General features: G+C 58.4%; 22 protein-coding genes. 8 read left to right on the forward strand and 14 right to left on the reverse strand.

Going from position 1 to position 24,432, the window contains the following annotated elements; genetic code table 11:
* The first annotated feature begins 105 nt into the window (after window positions 1–105).
* Genes glpA through glpC form a run of 3 tightly spaced genes read left to right on the forward strand, consistent with a single transcriptional unit; the run spans window position 106 to window position 4,170 of the window.
* The gene (gene glpA, locus LZP96_RS14150) at window positions 106–1,734 is read left to right on the forward strand and encodes an anaerobic glycerol-3-phosphate dehydrogenase subunit A (protein ID WP_258926120.1); all 1,629 of its coding nucleotides are present in this window, start codon (window positions 106–108) and stop codon (window positions 1,732–1,734) included.
* Complete coding sequence (gene glpB / locus LZP96_RS14155) at window positions 1,724–2,983, forward strand: glycerol-3-phosphate dehydrogenase subunit GlpB (RefSeq protein ID WP_258926121.1); 1,260 nt, start codon at window positions 1,724–1,726, stop codon at window positions 2,981–2,983. The genes glpA and glpB overlap by 11 nt, the downstream gene beginning before the upstream one ends.
* Window positions 2,980–4,170: an anaerobic glycerol-3-phosphate dehydrogenase subunit GlpC gene (gene glpC / locus LZP96_RS14160; RefSeq protein WP_064326810.1), complete on the forward strand. Its 1,191-nt coding sequence runs from the start codon at window positions 2,980–2,982 to the stop codon at window positions 4,168–4,170. Before glpB ends, glpC begins: the two co-directional genes overlap by 4 nt.
* Window positions 4,171–4,201: 31 nt before the next feature.
* Here the strand turns inward: glpC and LZP96_RS14165 are convergent, their stop codons facing one another.
* From LZP96_RS14165 to tctD, 4 genes are all read right to left on the reverse strand, one after another.
* Window positions 4,202–5,401, reverse strand: coding sequence for a nicotinamide mononucleotide deamidase-related protein YfaY (locus tag LZP96_RS14165; protein ID WP_258926122.1), 1,200 nt, complete (start codon window positions 5,399–5,401; stop codon window positions 4,202–4,204).
* A 92-nt stretch (window positions 5,402–5,493) separates the two neighbouring features.
* Window positions 5,494–6,033, reverse strand: a complete 540-nt coding sequence (locus LZP96_RS14170; RefSeq protein ID WP_020883156.1) for a YfaZ family outer membrane protein — start codon at window positions 6,031–6,033, stop codon at window positions 5,494–5,496.
* A 129-nt stretch (window positions 6,034–6,162) separates the two neighbouring features.
* On the reverse strand, window positions 6,163–7,572 hold the full coding sequence (locus LZP96_RS14175; protein WP_258926123.1) for a sensor histidine kinase: 1,410 nt from the start codon (window positions 7,570–7,572) through the stop codon (window positions 6,163–6,165).
* Window positions 7,559–8,233 carry a transcriptional regulator TctD gene (gene tctD / locus LZP96_RS14180; RefSeq protein ID WP_064326813.1) on the reverse strand — a complete coding sequence of 225 codons (675 nt, stop codon included), beginning with the start codon at window positions 8,231–8,233 and terminating at the stop codon, window positions 7,559–7,561. Before tctD ends, LZP96_RS14175 begins: the two co-directional genes overlap by 14 nt.
* A 150-nt stretch (window positions 8,234–8,383) precedes the next feature.
* Between tctD and LZP96_RS14185 the strand changes: the two genes are divergently transcribed.
* Genes LZP96_RS14185 through LZP96_RS14195 form a run of 3 tightly spaced genes read left to right on the forward strand, consistent with a single transcriptional unit; the run spans window position 8,384 to window position 11,333 of the window.
* On the forward strand, window positions 8,384–9,364 hold the full coding sequence (locus LZP96_RS14185; RefSeq protein ID WP_258926125.1) for a Bug family tripartite tricarboxylate transporter substrate binding protein: 981 nt from the start codon (window positions 8,384–8,386) through the stop codon (window positions 9,362–9,364).
* A gap of 11 nt (window positions 9,365–9,375) precedes the next feature.
* Window positions 9,376–9,807, forward strand: a complete 432-nt coding sequence (locus tag LZP96_RS14190; RefSeq protein WP_064326815.1) for a tripartite tricarboxylate transporter TctB family protein — start codon at window positions 9,376–9,378, stop codon at window positions 9,805–9,807.
* Window positions 9,808–9,818: 11 nt separating this feature from the next.
* Complete coding sequence (locus LZP96_RS14195) at window positions 9,819–11,333, forward strand: tripartite tricarboxylate transporter permease (RefSeq protein WP_064326816.1); 1,515 nt, start codon at window positions 9,819–9,821, stop codon at window positions 11,331–11,333.
* On the opposite strand, the gene menE is transcribed toward LZP96_RS14195, so the two are convergent.
* The 8 genes from menE to LZP96_RS14235 all read right to left on the reverse strand — a co-directional run bounded on the left by menE (window position 11,334) and on the right by LZP96_RS14235 (window position 19,257).
* Window positions 11,334–12,695: an o-succinylbenzoate--CoA ligase gene (gene menE, locus LZP96_RS14200; RefSeq protein ID WP_064326817.1), complete on the reverse strand. Its 1,362-nt coding sequence runs from the start codon at window positions 12,693–12,695 to the stop codon at window positions 11,334–11,336. It lies immediately after the preceding gene.
* Window positions 12,692–13,657 (reverse strand): o-succinylbenzoate synthase, encoded by a 966-nt coding sequence (menC, locus tag LZP96_RS14205; RefSeq protein WP_064326818.1) that lies wholly within the window; start codon window positions 13,655–13,657, stop codon window positions 12,692–12,694. Before menC ends, menE begins: the two co-directional genes overlap by 4 nt.
* A complete protein-coding gene (gene menB / locus LZP96_RS14210; protein WP_064326819.1) occupies window positions 13,657–14,514 on the reverse strand; it encodes a 1,4-dihydroxy-2-naphthoyl-CoA synthase in 858 nt (285 codons plus the stop codon). Before menB ends, menC begins: the two co-directional genes overlap by 1 nt.
* Window positions 14,511–15,287, reverse strand: coding sequence for a 2-succinyl-6-hydroxy-2,4-cyclohexadiene-1-carboxylate synthase (gene menH, locus LZP96_RS14215; RefSeq protein ID WP_064326820.1), 777 nt, complete (start codon window positions 15,285–15,287; stop codon window positions 14,511–14,513). Before menH ends, menB begins: the two co-directional genes overlap by 4 nt.
* Window positions 15,284–16,954: a 2-succinyl-5-enolpyruvyl-6-hydroxy-3-cyclohexene-1-carboxylic-acid synthase gene (gene menD / locus LZP96_RS14220; protein WP_064326821.1), complete on the reverse strand. Its 1,671-nt coding sequence runs from the start codon at window positions 16,952–16,954 to the stop codon at window positions 15,284–15,286. The genes menH and menD overlap by 4 nt, the downstream gene beginning before the upstream one ends.
* 88 nt (window positions 16,955–17,042) lie before the next feature.
* Window positions 17,043–18,338 (reverse strand): isochorismate synthase MenF, encoded by a 1,296-nt coding sequence (gene menF, locus LZP96_RS14225; RefSeq protein WP_064326822.1) that lies wholly within the window; start codon window positions 18,336–18,338, stop codon window positions 17,043–17,045.
* A 98-nt stretch (window positions 18,339–18,436) separates the two neighbouring features.
* The gene (gene elaB, locus LZP96_RS14230; protein WP_064326823.1) at window positions 18,437–18,742 is read right to left on the reverse strand and encodes a stress response protein ElaB; all 306 of its coding nucleotides are present in this window, start codon (window positions 18,740–18,742) and stop codon (window positions 18,437–18,439) included.
* Window positions 18,743–18,795: 53 nt separating this feature from the next.
* Window positions 18,796–19,257 (reverse strand): GNAT family N-acetyltransferase, encoded by a 462-nt coding sequence (locus LZP96_RS14235; RefSeq protein ID WP_064326824.1) that lies wholly within the window; start codon window positions 19,255–19,257, stop codon window positions 18,796–18,798.
* Window positions 19,258–19,329: 72 nt separating this feature from the next.
* On the opposite strand from LZP96_RS14235, the gene rnz reads away from it, so the two are divergent.
* Window positions 19,330–20,247 carry a ribonuclease Z gene (rnz, locus tag LZP96_RS14240; RefSeq protein WP_064326825.1) on the forward strand — a complete coding sequence of 306 codons (918 nt, stop codon included), beginning with the start codon at window positions 19,330–19,332 and terminating at the stop codon, window positions 20,245–20,247.
* A gap of 64 nt (window positions 20,248–20,311) precedes the next feature.
* Complete coding sequence (locus tag LZP96_RS14245) at window positions 20,312–21,316, forward strand: chemotaxis protein (protein ID WP_064326826.1); 1,005 nt, start codon at window positions 20,312–20,314, stop codon at window positions 21,314–21,316.
* An 80-nt stretch (window positions 21,317–21,396) separates the two neighbouring features.
* Here the strand turns inward: LZP96_RS14245 and nuoN are convergent, their stop codons facing one another.
* Both nuoN and nuoM read right to left on the reverse strand, forming a co-directional pair.
* Window positions 21,397–22,854 carry an NADH-quinone oxidoreductase subunit NuoN gene (gene nuoN / locus LZP96_RS14250; RefSeq protein WP_064326827.1) on the reverse strand — a complete coding sequence of 486 codons (1,458 nt, stop codon included), beginning with the start codon at window positions 22,852–22,854 and terminating at the stop codon, window positions 21,397–21,399.
* 6 nt (window positions 22,855–22,860) lie between these two features.
* Window positions 22,861–24,390 (reverse strand): NADH-quinone oxidoreductase subunit M, encoded by a 1,530-nt coding sequence (gene nuoM / locus LZP96_RS14255; protein WP_064326828.1) that lies wholly within the window; start codon window positions 24,388–24,390, stop codon window positions 22,861–22,863.
* Between the last annotated feature and the right edge of the window lie 42 nt (window positions 24,391–24,432).

Consider the following 24,432-nt stretch of genomic DNA (forward strand, 5'->3'; position numbering starts at 1 on the left):
ACGGAATCACGTTTCATTTTCGAATGACGCTCGATTATGTTCGAAATCAAACAAACCACAGTATTAATGTGGCTAAATGGTAAAAAAACGAACATGAGGTAAACCATGACTCTCCGTGACCCTCGTTACAGCGATGTCATCATCATTGGCGGCGGCGCAACGGGCGCAGGTATTGCTCGCGATTGCGCGCTGCGCGGCTTAAGCGTGACGCTGCTGGAACGCCATGACATTGCCACCGGCGCGACCGGAAGAAATCACGGCCTGCTGCACAGCGGCGCCCGCTATGCCGTCACCGACGGCGAATCCGCTAAAGAGTGCATCGCAGAAAATCGCATCCTCAGGCGTATCGCTCGCCACTGCATTGAACCCACGGAAGGCCTGTTTATTACCCTGCCGGAAGACGATCTCGTCTTTCAGCAAACCTTTATCACTGCCTGCACCCGGGCGGGAATTCAGGCGCAGGCGCTTGACCCGGCACAGGCAATAAGAATGGAGCCTGCGGTCAACCCGGCGCTTATCGGCGCGGTCAAGGTGCCGGACGGCACCGTGGATCCTTTCCGTCTGACGGCGGCCAACATGCTCGACGCCCGCGAGCACGGGGCGACCATCCTCACCGCGCATGAAGTGACGGGTTTGATTCGCGAGGGGGATACCGTGCGCGGCGTGCGGGTATACGACACGCTCTATGGCGAACACAGCGAGCTGTATGCCAGCGTGGTGGTCAATGCAGCGGGGATCTGGGGACAACGTATTGCCGAATACGCCGCGCTCTCTGTGCGCATGTTCCCGGCGAAAGGCTCGCTGCTGATCCTCGATCATCGCATCAACAACTATGTCATTAACCGCTGCCGCAAACCTGCTGATGCCGATATTCTGGTGCCTGGCGATACCATCTCGCTCATTGGCACCACCTCCACTCATATCGATTACAACGAGATTGACTGCAATCGCGTCACGGCCGAAGAGGTGGATATTTTGCTGCGCGAAGGGGAAAAGCTGGCGCCCGTCATGTCGCAAACCCGGATCCTGCGGGCCTACTCGGGCGTACGTCCCCTGGTGGCCAGCGATAACGACCCGAGCGGGCGAAACGTCAGCCGCGGCATCGTGCTGCTCGATCATGCGGCCCGTGACGGGATGGAAGGCTTTATCACCATCACCGGCGGCAAATTAATGACCTATCGGCTGATGTCCGAGTGGGCGACCGACGCGGTGTGTCAAAAACTGGGCAATACGCAGCCGTGTACCACCGCTGAACGTCCTCTGCCCGGTTCACAGGAATCCGCCGAAAAAACGCTGCATAAAATCATCTCTCTGCCCGCGCCGCTGCGCGGCTCCGCAATCTATCGTCATGGCGATCGCACCCCGGCATGGCTTGGGCAAAACCGCTTAAGCCGTAGCCTGGTGTGTGAATGCGAGGCCGTCACCGCAGGCGAAGTGCAATATGCCGTTGAAAACCTGGCGGTAAATAACTTACTCGATCTCCGACGCCGGACACGCACCGGCATGGGCACCTGCCAGGGCGAGCTGTGCGCCTGTCGCGCAGCCGGGCTTCTGCAGCGGTTTAATGTCACCACCTCGGCCCAGTCATTGACCCAGTTGAGTGAGTTCCTTAACGAGCGCTGGAAGGGCGTACAGCCCGTGGCCTGGGGGGATGCGTTACGCGAGAGTGAATTTACCCGCTGGGTCTATCAGGGTTTATGCGGACTGGAAAAGGAACCTCATCATGAAGTTTGATACGGTGATTATTGGCGGCGGGCTGGCGGGCCTGCTCTGCGGGCTTAAGCTGACCCGGTTGGGTTTACGCTGCGCTATCGTCTGTCGGGGTCAGGGTGCGCTGCATTTCTCCTCCGGCTCGCTGGACCTGCTGGGCGCTCTGCCAGACGGCACGCCCGTTGATCATCCGCTTGCCACGCTGCAAAAACCGGACATTCTGCCTCCTGAGCATCCTTACCGGCTAATCGGTGCCGGGCTGGTTGCGCCGCTGGCAGCAGAAGCCGAAGCCCTGCTGGCCCAGTGCGGCACACGGCTACAAGGAGAAGCACATCAGAACCATCTTCGCGTCACGCCGCTGGGCATGCGACGTGCGGCGTGGCTCAGCCCCGAAGAGGTGCCCGTTAAGCCTTCCACGACAGACCGCATTCGGGTGGTGGGCATCAGCGGTTTTCTTGATTTCCAGCCTCACCTTACGGCCTCATCACTACGTCAGCAGGGTTTTCAGGCGGACTCGGCGGAGATTGAGCTTCCGGAGCTGGACGTGCTGCGCGAAAACGCCAGCGAATTTCGCGCCGTGAATATCGCTCGCTTTCTCGATAACGAAGATAAATGGCCGCTGCTCTTTGACGCCCTCGCCCCGCTCAGCACAGCGTGCGATGCGCTCTATTTGCCCGCCTGCTTTGGCCTGACGGACAACCGCCTGTGGCGCTGGCTTTCAGATCGGTTAAGCTGCCGCCTCTGTTTATTGCCGACCCTTCCCCCTTCTGTTCCAGGCATCCGCCTGCATAATCAGCTTCAGCGGCAGTTTATCGCCCAGGGCGGCGTGTGGATGGCCGGCGATGAAGTGAAAAAAGTGTCGCTGGCAGACGGCGTAGCCAGCAGCGTCTGGACGCGAAACCACGACGATATTCCGCTGCGTGCCCGGTTTGTGGTGCTGGCGAGCGGGAGTTTCTTCAGCAACGGTCTGATCAGCCATCGCAACGGTGTGGAGGAGGCCATTATGGGGCTGGATGTGCGGCAAAGCGCGACCCGCTCAGAGTGGTATCAGCGAGATTTCTTCTCGCCGCAGCCCTGGCAGCAATTTGGCGTGAGGGTGGACAACACCCTTCGCCCGACGCTTTCCGGCGTACCGGTGGACAATCTCTACGCCATCGGCTCCGTGCTGGGCGGCTTTGATCCGATTGCACAAGGGTGCGGCGGCGGCGTATGCGCCGTTACCGCAATGTATGTCGCCCACCAGATTGTCCAGCGGGCGGGGGAAAACGCATGAACGATACCCGTTTCGAAAGCTGCATTAAATGCACGATCTGCACAACAGCCTGTCCGGTCAGCAGCGTTAATCCACGCTATCCCGGCCCAAAACAGGCCGGGCCTGACGGCGAACGACTGCGCCTGAAGGATGGCGCGCTCTACGACGAAGCGCTGAAATACTGTATCAACTGTAAACGCTGCGAAGTGGCGTGTCCGTCAGATGTGAAAATTGGTGACATTATCCAGCGAGCCCGCGCACGCTACAGCCAACAAAAACCCACGCTGCGCGATGCGATTTTGAGCCATACCGATCTGATGGGCAGCGTGTCAACGCCGTTCGCCCCGCTGATTAATGCCGCCACGTCGCTTAAACCTGTACGTCAATTGTTGGATGCGACGCTAAAAATCGACCATCACCGCAGCCTGCCGAAATATTCGCACGGTACTTTCCGTCGCTGGTATAAATCCGTAGCCGCGGCGCAAGCCGCCTTTCCGGACCAGGTGGCGTTCTTCCACGGCTGCTACGTCAATTATAACCACCCGCAACTGGGCAAGGACCTGATCAAGGTGATGAATGCGCTGGGAACCGGCGTGCAGTTGCTGAAAAAAGAGAAGTGCTGCGGCGTGCCGCTGATTGCAAACGGCTTTATCGATAAAGCGCGTAAACAGGCGCAATCAAACGTCACATCACTACGCGAAGCAATTGTCGACAACGCCATGCCTGTGCTCGCCACCTCCTCCACCTGCACCTTTACGCTGCGTGATGAGTACCCTCACCTGCTGGATGTGGACAACACCGGCCTGCGGGAACATATCGAACTGGCGACGCGTTTCCTGTGGCGAAAGCTGGATAGCGGCCAGACGCTGCCGCTGAACCCGCTGCCGCTTAAGGTGGTTTATCACACGCCATGTCATATGGAAAAGATGGGCTGGGCGCTCTATACCCTGGAACTGTTACGCCTGATTCCGGGTCTGGAGCTGACGGTGCTGGATTCACGCTGCTGTGGCATTGCCGGAACCTATGGCTTTAAACGCGAAAACTATCCGACTTCACAGGCAATCGGCGCTCCGCTGTTTCGCCAGATAGAAGAGAGCGGCGCGGACATCGTGGTAACTGACTGCGAAACCTGCAAGTGGCAGATTGAGATGTCCACCAGCAAGCGGTGTGAACATCCTCTCTCTCTACTGGCCAAAGCCCTGGGTTAAAAACCGGGGCACCGGGCCCCGGCTACAACGTTCATTCAATAAACAGCGAATCGACGACGTTGATCCAGCCGTGCTCGCTGGCAACCTCTTTGCCCAGTAGCCAGCGGCGCAACATGTTCAACGCCATCATGGCGCAAACCTCCTGACGCACCTGGAGACTGTGACGCGTTACGCTCATCTGCACCCGAAGGGCGTGCGTTCCCTGGGGCGTCGCCAGCGCAAAGTTAAGATGTTCGTCTTCCAGCCCCGTCACCGCCAGCGCCAGACCGGCAAAGTGGTTAACCCGACGTTCGGCGGCCCAGTGGGCGGTTTGCGCCAGCGTCTCTTCCTGGGAAGGCACCACTTCACTTGCCAGCAACGGCGCTCCGGCACGTGAGAGTTGCAGCGCCAGAAGACCACCGGTGAACTGCTCGCTCAGGGTGAGGCTCAACTGGCGCTCCTGTAAATCACGCGCAATGTGCAGCGGCAACCCTTCCGTTCCTTCAAATATCAGATTTTCCCCCGCCACGCGCTGAACCTCAGGCCAGAGCGCCTGCATCGCCGCTTTCTGGCTCGCCGGGCCGGTGAGTTTCAGTTCAATAATCGGCATGGAGGAGCGATACCCCATCGTCACGCCTTCCGGCAGGGTCAGATGATCCAGGCTTTGCGCCAGATCGCTTTCTGAGCGGCCAAAGGTGGTCAGACGAAGACATATCGGGGGTTCAGGCAGGGTAAAACGTGCGCGCAGGCGCGGTAAAATTTCACGCTCCACCATCACCTTAAATTCAGAGGGTACGCCCGGGGTGAAGAACATCAGACAGCGATTCAGCGTAAGGGCAAAACCGCAAGCCGTCCCGACCGGGTTATCGACCAGCTCAGCGCTGGCGGGGATCTCTGCCTGTTTGCGGTTACTGGGTGCCATCACCCTGCCGCGCTCGGTGAAGAAACGCTCCATCTGCGCCAGCCATTCGGTGTGCAGCACCAGTTCTTCGCCTTTAGCGGTCGCCGCCGCCAGTGCGCTGAGGTCATCGCTGGTGGGGCCCAGGCCGCCGTTTACGATCAGGACATCCGCATGCTCGCTACGCTCACGCAGAATGCTCACCAGCGCGTCCAGGCTGTCGCCCACGGTGTTACGGCGCGTTAAGGGTAATCCCTGCTCAAAGAAAAAATTGGCCAGCCAGGCTGCGTTGGTATCGGTAATCTGTCCATGCAGAACTTCATCACCGGTGGACAACATCTCCACATTTATCATTGTGTTCTCCCGCATATATAGTGAAAACACTATAGCGCAATCAGATGCGGAGGGAAGAAGAAACAGGCGCGGCAGGACACCGCGCCAGAGAATCAGAATCCTGCGCTCACGCCCACGTACGGACCGTCGGCCAGCGCGTTGTCGCGGTTGCCGTCTTTACCCGCCAGGTTCAGATAGCGATAACCGGCTTCAATCGTGATCGGACGCATGATGGTCCAGCGCGCGCCCGCGTTGGCTTCTTCATAGCTGTCGATACCGCTGGAGAGCGAATCCGGGGAGTAGTAATACTCGCCGAACAGGCCGAAGCTATCGCCAATTTTCCACTGAAGGCCGCCGCCTACCGCCGCCGCGTAACCTTCATCACCGTCGTTCGGGTTGGTGTAAATGCCCTTGCCGCCCACGGTGGCCAGGAACGGACCAAGAGGAATGTTCAGACCCAGGCCGAGGCTTGCCGCATCGCCGTCGTCATCGTTATGCGTCCAGCCGCCGGTCATCGCCAGGCCGGAGGTTTCCGTCCCGAGGCCAAAGCCGAGGTGCGTATAATCCTGACCCGCCGAGCCGTTAAAGCTGATGGCGTTCGCCGCCGACGATACAACCATCAGGCCTAAGCCCACTAATGCCACTTTTTTCATTGTCGTGTTCCCGCACAATTTTATAGATAAGTCCCAAAACCGCGAGATTTTAACCTGTGTCGCCCGTGGATCAAGCACTCTGCGTGCGGCGTTGCCGTAGTTTGTAACGAATTGATACCCGGTGTTTTTTTAGCCAGGCAGGAGAAAACGCATTTTGACGCATAATCCGCCCAGGGTTTCGCTGCGCGTCAGCTGCAGATGGCTGCGGTGCAGGCGGGCAATGTCAGCGGCCAGCGCCAGCCCGATCCCTGACCCGGCGGCATCACCCACGTTATCCAGCCGGTGGAAGGGCAGCATCGCCTGGTGGACCTGATCCTCTTCGATACCAGGACCGCTGTCCTCCACGCTCAGCTCAACGGCACCGTTATCCGTTCGCAGGAAAACGGTCACCACGCCTCCCGAAGGCGTGTATTTGATGGCATTTTCCAGCAGGTTGGCGCACAGCTCACCCAGCAGCACGTCATCGCCTTCAATTATGACCGGCTCCTGCAGGCCGTCATAGCCCAGATCAATCGCTTTACTGCGCGCCTGCGCCAGCCGGGAAAAGCAGCAATTTTGCACGACCTGAACCAGATCCACCGGCGCAAACTGGCCCTCCCCTTGCTCTTTACGCTTCACCGCAGAAAGTTGTAATAACCGCTCGGTCAGCACAATGGTGTCATCCAGGGTGGCATTTATTGCCCGCAGGCTCTCCTGCCACAGGGCTGGGTCCTGACGCGCCAGGGCAACGGAGACCTGGGTTTTGAGCACCGCCAGCGGCGTTTTAAGCTGATGCGAGGCATCCGCGTTAAAGCGTTCCTGTCGCGACAGCACGCCGCGTAGCCTGTCGATATAGCGGTTAAACGCCACAATCAGCAGCCGGGTCTCGGACCAGGGCAACAGCTCCGGCAGCGGCGCGAGCAGGCCCGGTTCGCGCCGCACCATCAGCGAAGAGAGCTGGCGCATCGGGCGCAGTACGCGACGCAATAGCCACGCGGTCAGTACCAGCGTCAGCAGCACCAGCAAGCCCTGAGAGACCCAGGAGGAAAAAAGCAACTGGCTGGCGAGATAGCGGCGGGACTGGAGCGTCTCCGCGACGTAAATCTCCGCCATGCCGACCACATTATCTTCATTCACGGGCTGCAGCAGGCGCGCGACACGGATCGCCTGACCGCGATATTCAGTGTGATAAAACCACGCCAGCGCCGGATAGAGCGTGGTGCGTGATATCGCTGGCGGCATCTTTGGCAGATCGTCATAACCTGAGATCACCCGCCCGTCGGGATCGACCACTTTGTAATAAAGCCGGTCGTTCATATTGAGTTCAAAGCTGTCGAGCACCACCCAGGGCACATTCACATCCAGCTTACCGTCGTGGACCACCAGCCGCTCTGATATGGTGCGGGCAGAGGATAACAGCGTGCGGTCGTAGGCCTGCGTGGCCGCCTGCAATGCGCTGACGTAGCTGTTAAAGGCCGACAACCCCCACAGCAACAGCAACGGAAGCCCAAGAAACAGCAGCAGTTGCAGGTAGAGCGACTGCGGCTTAACCCACTTCATCGCCGCACTCCAGCACATAGCCCAGCCCGCGAAGGGTGGTGACCCGCACGCCGCTGCCGCTGAGCTTTTTACGCAGGCGATGGATATAAAGATCGATACTTTCAGGGCTGACATCGTCATTCAGGCTAAACACCTGGTCGAACAGTTGCTGCCGGGAGACGGGCCGGGTCCGGCGATGCATCAACACTTTCAGCAGCGACAGCTCCCGCGGCGTGAGCGACAGCGGTTCATCGCGCAACAGGAAAAAGCCTTCGTCGTCATATTCCAGTTCACCCAGACGCTGACGCTCCTGCGTCCGCCCTTCACTTCTGCGCAACAGCGCGCGCAGCCGCGCGTCCAGCTCCTCCAGCTCAAACGGTTTCGGCAGATAATCATCCGCCCCGGCGTTGAGCCCTTTCACCCGATCCGCGACGTTACTGCGTGCGGTAAGAAACAGGACGGGCAGCGTCTGACCGCGTTTACGCAGCCGATGCACTACTTCCAGACCGTCAAAGCCGGGCATTCCGATGTCCAGAATGGCAACCGCATAGCTTTCTCCCTGCAGCAGATGGTCGGCGGCGCGCCCGTCAAAAACGCAGTCCACGGCAAAGCCTTCCTGCACCAGCGCTTTCTCCAGCCAGTGAGCCAGCTCACGATTATCTTCCGCCAGTAAGAGACGCATATCACATCCTGTAAAGTTGGTGTCGCAGTGAAAGGGAAATGAAAGGTTAATGTTTTAACAATCACGCAACGGAACCGCTACAAGGTGGTTCACATAATCAGAAAAAAGACCCGTACCCGTACTCCCGGAACTCCGGCGTGAGGATAAACGATGAAAAAACAATTACTTTCTACCCTTGCTGCAAGCGTATTGATGATAAGTGCCTCTGTCGTGCAGGCGCAGGATGCCCCGTCCCGCACCGAGTGCATCGCGCCGGCGAAACCCGGCGGCGGGTTTGATCTCACCTGCAAACTCATTCAGGTGAGCATGCTGGAGACCGGCGCTATCGCCAAACCCATGCGTGTGACCTACATGCCCGGCGGCGTCGGCGCCGTCGCCTACAACGCGATTGTGGCGCAACGCCCTGCGGAAGCCGGCACGGTGGTGGCCTTCTCCGGTGGTTCGCTGCTGAACTTGTCCCAGGGAAAGTTTGGCCGCTACGACGTGGATGACGTGCGCTGGCTGGCAACCGTCGGTACCGACTACGGCATGATTGCCGTGCGGGCGGATTCACCGTGGAAATCCCTGAAAGACCTGTTAACCGCCATGGAAAAGGACCCCAACAGCGTGGTGATTGGCGCCGGTGCCTCTATCGGCAGCCAGGACTGGATGAAAGCGGCCCTGCTGGCGCAGCAGGCGAAGGTGGATCCTCACAAGATGCGCTACGTGGCGTTTGAAGGGGGCGGCGAACCGGTGACGGCGCTGATGGGGAATCACGTGCAGGCGGTCTCCGGCGACCTCAGTGAAATGGTGCCCTACCTGAGCGGCGATAAAATCCGCGTGCTGGCGGTCTTCTCTGAGAACCGCCTGCCGGGCCAACTGGCAGACGTCCCTACCGCGAAAGAACAAGGATATGACCTGGTCTGGCCGATTATCCGCGGTTTCTTCGTCGGGCCAAAAGTGACCGATGCCGAATACCAGTGGTGGGTCGAGACCTTCAATAAACTTCAGCAGACTGACGCGTTTAAAAAGCAGCGCGACCTGCGCGGGCTGTTTGAGTTCAACCTGAGCGGCAAGCCGCTGGATGAGTACGTCAAAAAACAGGTCGTCGACTATCGCGAGAAGGCAAAAGCCTTTGGCCTGGCCAAATAACCGGAGGCGGTATGAGCGATCGTGTTTTTGCCGGGATTTGGCTGCTGCTCTGCATTGGCGGGATGTTCATCGCCTGGCAGATCCACAGTGAATACAGTTATGAACCGGTGGGGCCGCGCCCCTTCCCGATGGGCATTGTCGGTCTGATGCTGCTCTGCTCGGTGGCCCTGCTGCTGCGCCATCCGGATACCGTAGAGTGGCCGCCGCGCCGTATTCTGCAGCGTCTGCTGGTGATGGTGATTGTTCTGCTGATGTACGCCTGGGGTTTTGAGTGGCTCGGCTTTCCGCTGGCGACCGCCATTCTGACGCTGGTGATCGGCATACTGTTTAACGCCACCCTTCTCGCGGCGGGGATTTCCGGCGCGGTGCTGGGGATTTCACTGTGGTTCGCCTTTGATCGCCTGCTGGACGTCACGCTCCCGCTCGGCGCATGGCTTAATTAACGGAGCACGCTATGGATACCTGGATTTATCTCTCACAGGGGTTCGCCGTGGCGATGACCCCGGAAAACCTGGTGATAGCCTTAATCGGCTGCTTTGTCGGAACCATCGTCGGTTTACTGCCCGGTCTTGGGCCGATCAACGGCGTCGCCATTTTACTCCCGCTGGCGTTTGCCCTGCATCTGCCTGCGGAATCGGCGCTGATCCTGCTGGCAACGGTGTATATCGGCTGTGAATATGGCGGACGTATTTCATCCATCCTGCTGAACGTACCCGGCGATGCGGCGGCCATCATGACCGCGCTGGATGGCTACCCGATGGCACGACAGGGTCGCGGCGGCGTGGCGCTGTCCATCTCTGCGGTCAGTTCGTTTTGTGGTTCGCTGATAGCCATTGGCGGCATCATTCTGTTTGCCCCTGCGCTGGCCCAGTGGTCGCTGGCGTTTGGTCCGGCAGAGTATTTTGCGTTGATGGTCTTTGCCATCGCCTGTCTTGGCAGCATGATGGCGCAAAATCCGCTGAAATCGTTTTTATCCGCGCTGATTGGCTTAGGGTTAGCCACCGTCGGCGTGGATGCCAACACCGGGGTTTATCGCTTTACCTTTGACAGCGTGCACCTTTCCGACGGCGTGCAGTTTATCGTGGTCGTGATTGGCCTGTTCTCTGTTTCTGAAATTTTATTAATGCTGGAACATACCAGCAGCGGGCAGACGCTGGTGCGTAAAACCGGCCGCATGCTCTTTAATGCCAAAGAAGGCGCTCAGTGTATCGGCGCAACGCTGCGTTCGTCGGTGATTGGCTTCTTCGTCGGCATTTTGCCGGGCGCCGGGGCCACCATCGCCAGCGCTATCACCTACATGACCGAGAAAAAGCTCAGCGGCAACAGCGACAGCTTCGGCAAGGGGGACATTCGTGGGGTAGCGGCGCCAGAAGCGGCGAATAACGCCTCGGCCTGCGGCTCGTTTATCCCGATGCTGACCCTGGGCGTGCCGGGCTCGGGCACCACCGCGGTGATGATGGGCGCACTGACGCTGTATAACATTACACCCGGCCCGGCCATGTTTACCGAGCAACCGGATATTGTCTGGGGGCTGATTGCCGCACTGCTGATCGCCAACGTGATGCTGCTGATCATGAACATTCCGCTGATTGGTCTGTTCACGCGGATGCTGACAATCCCCCTGTGGTTCCTGGTGCCGGCCATCGCGGCCGTCTCCGCGGTGGGGGTGTATGCCGTACACAGCACCACCTTCGATCTGGTGCTGATGGTGCTGCTGGGGGTACTCGGCTACATCCTGCGTAAGATGCACTTCCCGATGTCGCCGTTGATTTTAGGTTTTGTGCTGGGCGAGATGCTGGAGCAGAACCTGCGCCGCGCCTTGTCCATCAGCAACGGCAATATGTCGATTCTGTGGGACAGCAGCGTGACGAAGGTGCTGTTGGCAATGGCCATCCTGGTGATTGTGGTTCCACCGGTATTGCGTCTGCTGCGCCGCCGCCAGCGCAAACCGGCGCCGGATATCGGTTAATCACCCTTTCAGAAGACGTGCGACCCACTGTTTCAACGCCTGGCGGGAGATTTTTATCCCGCCATTTTTCAGCTCTGACGGCAGCACCAGCCAGTGCACCGGCTGCTCAAAGCGCGCCAGTTTGTCCTGCACCCATGCCGGGAAGCGGGTGATATCGGTTCCCGGTTCACACTCCACCACCGCTACCGGACGCTGACCAAACTCAGCGTCGTCCAGCGGGACGATAAACACCTGGTTTATCTGCGGATGGCGGGCAATGACCCGCTCAAGGCTTTCCGGCTGGATCCCTTCGCCCCCACTGAAAAAGAGGTTGTCCATCCGGCCCAGGATCGTCAGGCGTCCGTCATGCCATTCCCCACGATCGCGGGTGGCAAACCAGCCCCGATCGTTGGTCAGCGAAATCAACGCGCCGTCCCGCCAGTAGCCTGAGGCCATACTCTGCGCCTTAATCCACACTTCACCGTCGACCACCTGTACCTCTCGGCCCGGCAGCGCACAGCCGACGTCCGGTTCACCGTCCGCCTCTTTGGCGCAAACCGTTGAAGCAAACTCCGTCAGACCGTAGCCGCAATACGTGCGGATCCCCTGCTGACGCGCCTGCTGCGTCAGGTCAACGGGGATCGCGGCTCCGCCAAGCAGTACGGCTTTTAGCGCGACAGGCTGATGTGCATTGAGCAGACGCCAGAGCTGAGTCGGGACCAGCGAGGCATGCGTACAACCCTCCAGGGCCTGCGCCAGCGGCTGCTTCTCGCGCACCGTTAAACGCGCGCCCGCCTGCAGCCAGCGCCACAAAATCCCCTGACCCGAGACATGAAACAGCGGCAGGGAGAGCAGCCAGTCATCCTCATCGCCGTAGGGCATCAGCGAAAGCACGCCGCGCGCGCTGGCAAGATGAGCGGCACAGGTATGCACCGCCGCTTTAGGTAAACCGGTAGAGCCGGACGTCAGCGTCATGGAAGCCAGCCGCGACGGTTGCCATGCCACGCGATGCGCGCCCGGCATCTCGTGCATACTGAGCGCCACTAACCCCGCGTAATTGCCGCCCAGCACCAGCGCAAAGCGCAGCGTCATCTGCGGCAGCAGCACGTCCAGCAGCGGGTGCGGCAGCTGCGGGTTCACGGGAAGAATACGCGCCCCGCACTGCAAAAGCGCCAGCCATGCCAACAGGGTTTGCGGATGATTATGCGCCAGCAGCAGTACGCCATCGCCCTCCTGCACGCCCTGCTCATGAAAGCCCGCCGCAAGACGGTCGATGCGCTCGCATAGCTGTTGCCAGCTGAGCGTTTCATCGTTCAGCCTCAGGGCCGGTTTATCGGCACACTGCGCGCGCCAGTGTCGCCAGGGCCAGTCGGTAAAACTCATCGCAACGGCTCCAGCCCTGCAACGTCAAGCAAGGGTAGCGTGCTGTCAGGCCAAGGACGGAGAAGCTGATTTTGCATCAGGTTCAGCGTATCGAGACCGGGGACAGTGTCTGGCGTTAACCAGGCGGCAATGCGCGCCAGCTGCGTCAGCCCCAGGCTGGACTCTATCGAAGAGCTAATGACCGCCGTTAGCCCGGCGGCATGCGCCGCCGCGACCTGCTCGCGCACCTTAGCAAGGCTGCCGGTCAACGTTGGTTTAATGACCACCGCGCTAACACCCGGTTCAGCGACAAACGCAAAGCCTTCTTCGCGCAGGCTTTCATCCCAGGCAATGGCAATGCCCGTGTCGCGGGCAAACGCCCGGGAATCGTCGCGGGTTTGACACGGCTCTTCCAGAAACGCGATGCGACTGCGGTATGCCGGGTTAACGTACTTCGCGAACTGCCGGGCCTTAAGCGGCGTCCAGGCGCGATTAGCATCCAGCCGCAGATGCAGGTCGGGCAAGGCTTCCAGTAAGAGGTTCGCGACCATTCCGTCACGCACCGCTTCGTACAGACCGACTTTGATTTTCGCGACCTTCTCGCCCGGCATGGCGGCGAGCAGCGCAAAAAGCTCATCGGGATCGCCCGTGCAGAGCGGCGCCGCGCGGTAATTCGCCTTTGCAGGCAAGCTACCGTCCAGCTCCGCCAGCGCGCAGCTAATACCGAAAGCCGCGGAAGGCACCTCCGGCAACGCCGGGTTCGCGCCCTCACGCCATTCACCGATCCACGCCAGCACGAGCGCCTGCGCATCATCCAGCGACTCAAGGCTAAAGCCCGGCAGAGGCGATATCTCGCCCCAGCCTTCCTGCTCGCCCTGTTGCAGATGCACCAGCACGCCATCACGGGTTTTTAACCGCCGTTCACGCAGCACCACGCCCGCGTCCATCGGTATCTGCCAGCGGTAAACCTGCGCGCGACGCATTACGGGTTGCGCTTGTATTTGCTGAAGTCTGGCTGGCGTTTTTCATTAAACGCGTTACGCCCTTCCTGGCCTTCTTCGGTCATGTAGAACAGCATAGTGGCGTTGCCCGCCAGCTCCTGCAGACCCGCCTGACCATCGCAGTCGGCATTCAGAGCCGCTTTCAGGCAGCGCAGCGCCATTGGGCTGTTTTGCAGCATTTCACGACACCAGCGTACGGTCTCTTTCTCGAGATCGGCAATCGGCACCACGGTGTTGACCAGGCCCATATCCAGCGCCTCTTTGGCGTCATACTGGCGGCACAGGAACCAGATTTCACGCGCCTTTTTCTGACCCACGATGCGGGCCATATAGGACGCGCCCCAGCCACCGTCAAAGGAGCCGACTTTAGGTCCAGTCTGACCGAAGATGGCGTTTTCTGCGGCAATGGTCAGGTCACACATCATGTGCAGCACATGGCCGCCACCGATGGAGTAGCCTGCCACCATCGCGACCACCGGTTTCGGACAGGTGCGGATCTGGCGCTGGAAATCGAGCACGTTCAGGTGATGAACGCCAGAGTCATCCTGGTATCCGCCGTAGTCGCCGCGCACTTTCTGGTCGCCACCGGCGCAGAACGCTTTGTCCCCTTCCCCGGTCAGAACAATCACGCCGATATTGTCGTCGTAACGCGCATCTGCCATCGCCTGCATCATCTCTTTTACCGTCAGCGGGCGAAAGGCGTTACGCACCTGGGGACGATTAATGGTGATTTTGGCAATCCCGTCGGCGGATTTATGGTAACGAATGTCGGTATAACCTTCGGAGCAGTCGTGCCATTCAACCGGTGCATACAGCATTTGTTCATCAGGATAGATCATGGAGTGTCCTTTATTCGAAGACGCAGTATCTGCGCCAGACACGCGGCAAAGGCATCCGGATTTTCCCGGTGCGCGTTGTGTCCGGCATGAGGAATCACATGGCGTTCAGCATCCAGTTCAGCGGCTATTGCGCCAAACCGGGCATCTTTTTCGCCATACACATAATAAAAAGGATAATCACGTTCACGCAGCGCGGCACGTAAGTCGTCCTGTACGCCTGGCGACGTGGCCTGCAGCATCGCGGCAAGACTCTGCCCCCGGTTCTGGCTGCGTAGGGCGATCAGATCATGGCGTTGTTCATCGGTTAAAGAAGCAAAAACGGGCTGCTGATACCAGTCCGCGAAGACCTCTTCCAGGGGTTCATTCCGGAATCGGGATGCCCAGCGTGCATCCGACTGACGTCTTGCTTCGCGTTCGGCGGCAGATTGCAGCCCCGGATGTCCGCCCTCCACGATGAGCCCTTTCAGCCCTGCCAAACCCTGTGTGGCGTGATACATGGCGATACGTCCGCCGAGGGAGTATCCCACCAGCCAGTAATCAAGTATGTTGTAACTAAGAAGGGTGTTGGTCAGCGCGTGGCTGACATCAGCGAATCCCGATACAACCACATCAGCCGAGCCGCCATGCCCTGGCAAATCAACGTACAGCGCCGGATAGTCAGGCAGACGCTCGCCAGTCTCATGCCATTCACGCCCGTCGCCTGAAAACCCGTGCAGAAAGACGAGCCAGGGGTAACCCGGTTTACCTGCACGCTGTTTTGCAGAAAGGCTCATAGATGGCTTACCTGCGCCACCAGATTTTGCAGCGTTTGAGCACCATCCGACTCATTGACCACCAGCTCAATCAGCGTGGCCCCCGGCTGTCGCCAGGCGGTGCGGAAGGCATCGTCCAGTTCGGCCCAGCTTTCCGGACGATGATATTTCAGGCTAAACATCGCCGCCGCATGTTCAAAATGCACGTTTTGCGGCATCAGGTAGAAACGCTCACGTTCGCTCTGCGGTGTAGGCAGTAAAGAGAAAATCTGTCCGCCATTATTGTTCACCACGACCAGCACGAACGGGGCGGAGACCTGGCGCAGCAGCGCCAGCGCATTCATGTCGTAGAGCGCGGAAAGATCGCCCACAATGGCCAGCGTGGATTTCGCGCTGGCACGCTGCACCCCGGCCGCGGTCGAAAGCAGGCCGTCAATGCCGCTGGCTCCACGGTTGCTGTAAACCGGATAGCCCGCAGGCAGCTGCGAGAGCGCGTCGATTAACCGAACCACCAGGCTATTACCGACAAACAGCTGGCCCTGTTCGGGCAAATAATGATGAATGCGATGCGCAAATGCCGCCTCGCTAAAGCCCTCGCACTGCTGAGCGGTTAATTGCCAGGCCTGCTGTGCCAGGGCAGGGATTGCCGTCGCCCACGGCGCGCGTTTTTCCGCCGGATGGGCATCAAGCCAGGTGTCGATGTCGCTAACCAGACGGCGACCGCGATGATGTGCCGGGTCCAGCCGCCCTTCCAGCGGGTCGATAATCCAGTATTCCTCAGGCTCGCAGGTGGCCTGCCACTGAAGCAGACGCTTTCCGGTCAGACTTGATCCCAGCTGTACGACGATTTGCGACTGCGCCAGCTCGCTGACTGCGCCAGCGTTACCCAGCCATAGATCTGCACAGGGCAACGGCTGCCCTGTCTGCGACAGCACATCGCCGATCAGCGGCCAACCCAGCGTTTTCGCCCACTCAGCCGACCGCTTTCCTTCACTCGCACTCATCCGCCCGGCAACGACCACGCCGCGCTTTTGCCGCCAGAAGAACCAGTCGCGCTGGCGGGCGCTTTCGAGATGGGTCTGGGTGCGAAGCCAGGGTTTATCGCTGCGCCACCAGTCACCCAGCGATTGCTGCCACGCAACGCCTGTGTCATCAAGCTCGCCGTACAGCGGCTCGGCAAAAGGACAGTTAATGTGCAGCGCGCCGTGACGCAGCGAGCCCAGCGCATGATCAATCGTTGAGACCAGCCAGCTGGCGGGAATATCCTGCGTGGGACGCGGCAGCGCAACGGATACCGAGGGATGAGAGGAGAAAATCCCGGGCTGGCGAATGGCCTGATTTGCCCCGCAATCAATCAACTCCGGCGGTCTGTCTGCGGTGAGCAGCACCAGTTTTTCGCCCGTCAGCCCTGCTTCAATTAAGGCAGGATAGAGATTAGCAACCGCCGTACCGGACGTCACTATTACCGCCACGGGCGCGCGACTGACTTTTGCCAGCCCCAGAGCCAGATGGCCCAGCCCGCGCTCATCAAAGTGCGTGTGATGCACCAGGGCCCGGTTTTCTGCTGCCGCCAGCGTCAACGGCGTCGAGCGTGAACCCGGTGCGATACAGACGTGCCTGACACCATGGCGCGTCAGGGCTTCAAGAATGACCGCCGCCCAGCGTCGGTTAAAAGAACTTACTGACATGAGATTGTCCGGTATCAATATTGCGACACAGTATAAATAATAGGAAAAGATGGAATTTTGATATGAATCGGGATTGTGCGACTCTGTGCTAATCCCTTAGGAGCAAACTTCTCAATCCCGCGGCTTTATTTTCGATCTCCAGCCACTCCTGTTCGGGGTCCGAACCGCTGACAATGCCCGCCCCGGCGTAGAGCCGCACCTCTGCGTCACTCACCCGCGCCGAGCGGAGCGCCACGCAAAATTCACTTTGCCTCAGGGAGAGATAGCCCGCCGAACCGGCATACCATTCCCGATCGAAGGGTTCCATGCGTTGAATAAACTCGCGCGCCGCCTGACGGGGAAGCCCGGCGACCGCTGCCGTCGGCTGCAGCAGATGCAAACACTGCTCATCATCAGCATCGTGCATTTCCGTCCAGATACAGCGGCGTAAATGCTGTACTTTGCGCAGGCGAACCACCTGGGCAGGCAGTACCTCCAGCGACAGCGTATGACGCTGCAAGCGCTGACAGATATCTTCAACCACCAGCATATTTTCACGCTGATTTTTATCGTCGTGCATCAACCAGTCACTTAAACGCTGCGCCTGCACATCGTCGCTGCTGTTGGCCACGGTCCCTGCCAGGGCTTCTGTGCGCAGGTGTTTGCCTCGTCTGCGCCAAAGCCGCTCGGGGGATGAGCCCATAAAGGCCTTTTGCGCATCGAAGACCATGCAGAAATGAAAACAGGTGAGATTGAGCGCCCGGCTGGCTGCCATCAGTGCGATGGGGTTGACCGGCTGTGAAAATTGCAGGTCCGTTGCCCGCGCCAGCACCACTTTTTCGAATTCACCGCGCGCGATTGCCTCCGTCGCCCGGGCAATTAATGCCATCCATTCAGGACGGCTGGACGAATGGGTTTCGCTGACGCGTTGTGAAGGCAGGCGTGGCATCGGTTTAAGACCGGTCAGCTGATGTAAAAATCCTGCCGCCTCTTGCGCGTCCTGCGCCAGGGAGTGTGCGCTAAACAAGGTCAGACGCAGCCTGGCCGAGCCCCCTTCACGCATCCAAAGCAGACGCGGTAAAAACAGGTGCCCCTGTTCTGGCGTAAAGGCATTCAGGCCACAAATACGGGTATCGTCGCAGGCCGGGTGGGCACGCAAAAAGCGTTGCGCAGCAGAAAGAGAAGAGAAAGGTTTGAGGGAGCCGAGTGCGGCCAGCTCTTCGTCACCGTTACGCTGTTGCCAGTAAAACTGCGGATAGCATAACTGTGCACCCAGCCAGGCCAGGGGATCGAAGGCATCGTTTAACGGAAAAGAGACGTCAAGATGACGTAAACCGGGTGTGGCTGGAATGTCATGTGCGAGCAGAGCCTGCAATCGCTCCAGCGCATCAGATAGTGAATGCACGCGGACCTCTCCCTGTAAAACCTCACATTATACGGGGTACTTGCCCCAAAAGGCAGTACCCACGTTTAGGGAGGGGTCAGCGTGTGCAAATAGCGAGATTAACGGCGCGCCAACAACAGCCCTAACACCAGGCCTGCCGCCGCCCCGACGCCAATGCCCTGCCACGGTTTTTCATGCACATAGTCATCAGCACGATAGACCGCTTGCTTCGCACGATAATAATAATTATCAGATGCATGGCTGACGCGGTTCTTCACGTCCTCCAGCGCCTGCTCGGCACGCGCTTTCAGCTCAATATACTTTTGGTCTGCCGGATCGCCTGAAGAGCGCAGCACTTCTTCCAGCGTATCGCTCAGCAGAGCGAGGTCGTCATCGATACGTGTATCCCAGGATTGAAATGACATAGTTATCTCCTTGTGAGTGCATCAGTCCGGTAACTATAGACAACCCCGCGCCATTACGCCTGTTTCGCTTCTTTTGCCATGCCAATGTGCGGGATCCCATCTTCATCGTAGACGTCGGTTACCGGTAAGAAGCCAAAGTGGGCGTAGAAGGGTTGCAGGTGCGCCTGTGCGCCAAGGTATAAGGCCTTGTCAGGCCAGTGCTTTTTGCAGGATGAGAGCGTTTGTTCCATCAGTTGATGTCCGAGCTTTTCGCCTCGCGCCTTGCCGCTAATCACCACGCGGCCAATCACCACGGGATCAAAATCGTCCTCGCTTTTCAGAATCCTCGCATACGCCACCAGCGCGTTGTCCCGCCAGCCTAGGAGATGGCGGTTTTCACCGACCAGGTCGTCGCCGTCGACATCCAGATAGGGACAGGTTTGTTCAACCACAAACACTTCGCAACGTAGCTTAAGCAGGGCATATAGCGCGGATGCGCTGAGTTCACTATGGTGTAAATCTTGCCACTGAATCATGTCAGGCTCCTTATGAGGTCTCATCCCGTTATACTAAACACTTTATCGTTCGGCAAAGAGTCTGACTGTGTTATGGAACTGATTTTTCTGGGTACGTCTGCGGGTGTGCCAACCCGTTCGCGCAACGTAACGGCAATGCTGCTCGATTTACAACATCCCGTCCGGGCGGGGCTGTGGCTGTTTGACTGCGGCGAAGGCACGCAGCATCAGCTGTTACAGACGCCTTATCATCCGGGTAAGCTCGATAAAATTTTTATTACCCACCTGCATGGCGATCACCTTTTTGGCCTGCCGGGGCTGCTGTGCAGTCGTTCGATGGCGGGTAACGTCAACGCGCTAACCCTCTACGGCCCCGCCGGCATTCGTGAGTTCGTAGAGACCACGCTTCGGCTGAGTGGCTCGTGGACCGATTTTCCGCTGGAGGTCATCGAAATAGACGAAGGCGTTGTCGTCAGGGATGCGGATTATACCGTGAGTGCGCACCGGCTTAATCATCCCGTCGAATGCTATGGCTATCGTATTGTCGAGCATGACAAGCCTGGCGCCCTGGATGCCGCCGCGCTGATTGCCCGTGGCGTTAAGCCTGGCCCCGTGTTCCAGCGCCTGAAACAGGGCGAAACGGTCACGCTTGAGAACGGTGATACGGTAAACGGTCAGGATTATCTTTCGGCTCCTCTGCCAGGCAAGAAGCTGGCTATTTTTGGCGATACGGGCCCCTGCCCGGCGGCGAGGGTGCTTGCACAGGATGTCGATTTGATGGTGCATGAAGCGACGCTGGAGGCGGCCATGGAAGAGAAAGCAAACAGCCGCGGGCACAGCTCTACCCATCAGGCGGCGCGGGTGGCCCGCGATGCCAAAGTGAAAAAGCTGGTCATTACGCACGTCAGCTCCCGGTACGACCCGCAAGGATGCGCCAGCCTGCTGGCAGAGTGTCGCACGATCTTTCCCGCCTGCGACCTGGCAGAAGATTTTGCCCGCATTCGCGTTTAGTCCTTCATTTTTCCCTCGGCGTGCCGATAACGATTAAAAGGCAAGCATCTCACTTGAGGGTACAATGGATAATTTCCAGAAAGATATTGATGACAGGGCCAATCTGACCCTGTCGAACCGGTTTGAACTGCTGTTGTTCCGTCTCGGCACCTCGATGGATGAGAGCAAATCTGAGCTATTTGGCATTAACGTATTCAAGCTGCGTGAAATTGTACCTATGCCGGAGTTCACCAAACCGGCGGGGATGAAATCGCCGCTGATGGGAATGGTGAACATCCGCGATCAGGTGATCCCGGTGATCGACCTGGCTGCCGTGGCGGGCTGTAAGCCTACAACCGGCCTGAATATTCTGTTAATTACCGAATATGCCCGCAGCGTGCAGGCGTTTGCCGTCGAGTCAGTCGAGAATATTATGCGTCTTGACTGGAAACAGGTTCATGCCGCAGAAACCGCCGTGAGCGGTCGTTACATCACCAGCATTGCGTGCCTTGATGAAAAAAGTGACACCAACGATCTGGCCATGGTGCTGGATGTTGAGCAGATTCTGTATGACATCACCCCCGCCAACCATGATCTGCACGCCACTAATCTGACCACCACGAAATTCCATATGAAGCCTGGCGCTGTGGCGATTGTGGCAGAGGATTCAAAAGTCGCGCGTTCGATGCTGGAAAAAGGGCTGGAGGCGATGGCGATCCCGGCGCAGCTGCATATTACCGGCAAGGATGCGTGGGAGAAGATTGGCGTGTTGGCCGCACAGGCGCAGGCCGAAGGGGTGCCGATCACCGATAAGATCGCCCTTGTCCTGACCGATCTCGAAATGCCGGAAATGGACGGTTTTACGCTGACGCGTAAAATCAAAACCGATCCTGTATTGAAGGATATCCCGGTGGTGATTCACTCCTCTCTTTCTGGCAATGCCAACGAAGATCATATTCGTAAAGTGAAGGCGGATGGTTACGTGGCGAAGTTCGAACTGAACGAACTGTCATCCGTCATTGAAGAGGTGTTGGATCGGTCGATGAAGAAGATTGACGGTCCGTTGATCAGTCGCAAGCAGCTGGCTTAATCGGGTGCCCTCACCCCGGCCCTCTCCCACCGGGAGAGGGGGAAAACCATAAAAAAACCCGCCGAGGCGGGTTTTTGTTTTTACATCAATGGCATCGCGTGCTGAACGATATCTATCAGCGGCTGCGGATAGATACCGAAGATCAGCACCAGCAGCGCAGAAATGAGCACCACGATACCACCGGCGCTGTACTGCCAGTTGGTAGGTGCATCACGGTTAAGCTGTTGAGGCGCATTCAGATACAGACTCACGGCAACGCGCAGGTAGTAGTACAGACCGATAGCGGAGCCGATAACCACGGCCGCTGTCAGCCACCACAGGCCCGTCTGCACACCGACTGCCAGCACGTAGAACTTACCGATAAAGCCGAGCGTCATCGGGATACCTGCCAGAGACAGCATCATCACCGTCATGACCGCAGAAAGAATCGGACGATGCCAGAACAGGCCACGGTAGGAGAACAGTGAATCAGCATCCGGACCACGGTACGGGCTGGACATCAGGCTCACCACGCCGAACGCGCCGAGGCTGCTGAACAGATAACCGGCCAGGTAAACGCCTACGGCTTCCATCGACATCATCCCGCTCTGCAGAGCAATGAGCGCGACCATCAGGTAACCCAGATGGGAGATAGAAGAGTAACCCAGCAGACGTTTAATGTTGGTCTGGCTCAACGCCATCAGGTTACCGAAGATGATGGAGACGAACGCAATAATGCCAAGCACAACGCGAACCGCTTCGCTATCTCCCACCGGTGCGTACATGAACAGACGCATCACTACCCCGAAGATGGCAATTTTACTTGCCGTCGCCAGGAAGGTAGAGACCGGCGCAGGTGCGCCCTGGTAGACGTCTGGCGTCCACAGGTGGAATGGCACCAGAGAGAGCTTAAAGCCCAGGCCCACAATCATCATGCCCAGACCCGCCAGCAGCAGCGGCTCGTGCAGCATGCCGTCGCCCAGGCTCTTGCCAATGGCAACGAAAGAGAGGTTACCGGACTGTGCGTAAATCAGCGCAATACCGAACAGCAGGAACGATGACGCCGCCGCAGACAGAATGGTGTACTTGATACTGGCTTCCAGCGAACGTTTCTGACGGAAGGCGTAGCCAATCAGGCCGAACAGCGGCAGAGAGATCAGCTCAATACCGAGGAACAGCGCCGCCATATGGTTCGCGTTTGCCAGAAGGATCCCACCCAGCGAGGCAATCAGTACCAGCAGGTAAAACTCTTCTTTATTGTCGTTGTACCCTTCAAGCCATGGATAGGCGAACGTACAGGTCGCCAGGCTCGCCAGCAGGACCAGCCCGGTGTAGAGCATGGCAAATCCGTCGACGCGCATCAGCGGCGTGACGTCCATTGCTCCCGCCTGGCCAACAAACCAGAGGGAGACTAATGCGGCGTTCAAACCCAGAACCGACAGCGTGGCATTCAGGAAGTGATTGCGTCGCCACGCAATGGAGAGCATCACAACCACCACCGTCAATCCGACGATCAGCAGCGGTAGCAGCGCAATCAGTTGTTGTGGAGTTATTGTCATGGCGATTTACGGCCTTGTAGTAGAAGCAGAATTAACAAACCACTGCTGGATATTGCTCATCGCGGAATGCGAGGTATCCAGAATTGGCTGCGGATAGAAGCCCAACAGCACCAGTAGTACGACCAGCAGCAGAACGATCGACAGCTCTCGCAGCGACATGCCTGGCAGCGTTTGCGCCGCAATTTCGCTTTTCGCTTTACCGAAGTAAGCGCGATGCAGCATCGCCAGCGAGTAAACGGAGGCAAAGACCAGACCGAAGGTGGAGATTACGGTGATCGTCGGAACAACTTTAAAGCTGCCGAACAGAATCATAAATTCGCCAACGAAGTTACCGGTCCCGGGCATACCCAGGGTAGCGACTGCGAAGAACATAGAGAGCGCAGGCAGCCATTTAATCTTGCTCCACAGACCGCCCATCATACGCATATCGCGGGTGTGCAGACGTTCGTACAGCTGACCGCACAGGATGAAGAGACCCGCCGCAGACAGACCGTGCGCAATCATCTGAATCACCGCGCCCTGGTACGCCAGCTGGCTGCCGGTGTAGATAGCAATCAACACGAAGCCCATGTGGGAAACCGAGGTGTACGCGATCAGACGTTTAATATCGTACTGGGTGAAGGCCATCCAGGCACCGTAGAAGATACCGATCACACCCAGCCACATGGCAATTGGCGCGAACTCTGCGGAGGCATTCGGGAACAGCGGCAGTGCAAAACGCAGCAGGCCGTAGGCCGCGGTTTTCAGCAAGATACCGGCCAGGTCAACGGAACCCGCCGTTGGGGCCTGAGAGTGCGCGTCCGGCAGCCAGCCGTGCAGCGGCACAACCGGCATTTTCACCGCAAAGGCGATGAAGAAGCCGAGCATCAGCAGGTATTCTACCCCGTGCGACATTGGCGTTTTCAGCAGCTGTTCGTAGTTGAAGGTCCAGACGCCGGTCGCATCGTAATGGACAAACACCAGTCCCAGGATGGCAATCAACATCACCAGACCACTCGCCTGGGTATAGATGAAGAACTTGGTTGCCGCCGTGATACGCGTTTTACCGTCAGAAGCCTTATGGCCCCACAGCGCGATCAGGAAGTACATCGGCACCAGCATCATCTCCCAGAAGAAGAAGAACAGGAACATATCGATGGCCAGGAACACGCCGATTACGCCGCCCAGGATCCACATCAGGTTGAGGTGGAAGAAGCCCTGGTATTTTTGAATTTCTTGCCAGGAGCACAGAACCGCCAGAACGCCGAGCAGACCGGTCAGGACCACCATCAGCAGTGACAAACCATCCAGCGCCAGGTGAATCGTGATCCCAAAGCGTGGGATCCACGGCAGGATAAACTCTGACTGCCACTGCGGAAGGCCCGCAGATTGGGTCAATGAATAACCGCCCTGCATCCACAGTTGCAGCGACAGTGCCAGCGTCAGTCCCATGGTGATCAGCGCAATCCAGCGCGGCATCTTCACGCCAAAGCGTTCAGTCTGCCAGCAAAGGAAACCGCCGATGAAGGGAATCAGTATTAGCCAGGGTAATAACATGGCGATATTTGTTCCTTGTTTAAGTCCGGCTCAGGCTATCTT

Origin of the sequence: Huaxiibacter chinensis, assembly GCF_022171985.1 — a bacterium.
GTDB lineage: Bacteria > Pseudomonadota > Gammaproteobacteria > Enterobacterales > Enterobacteriaceae > Enterobacter > Enterobacter chinensis_A.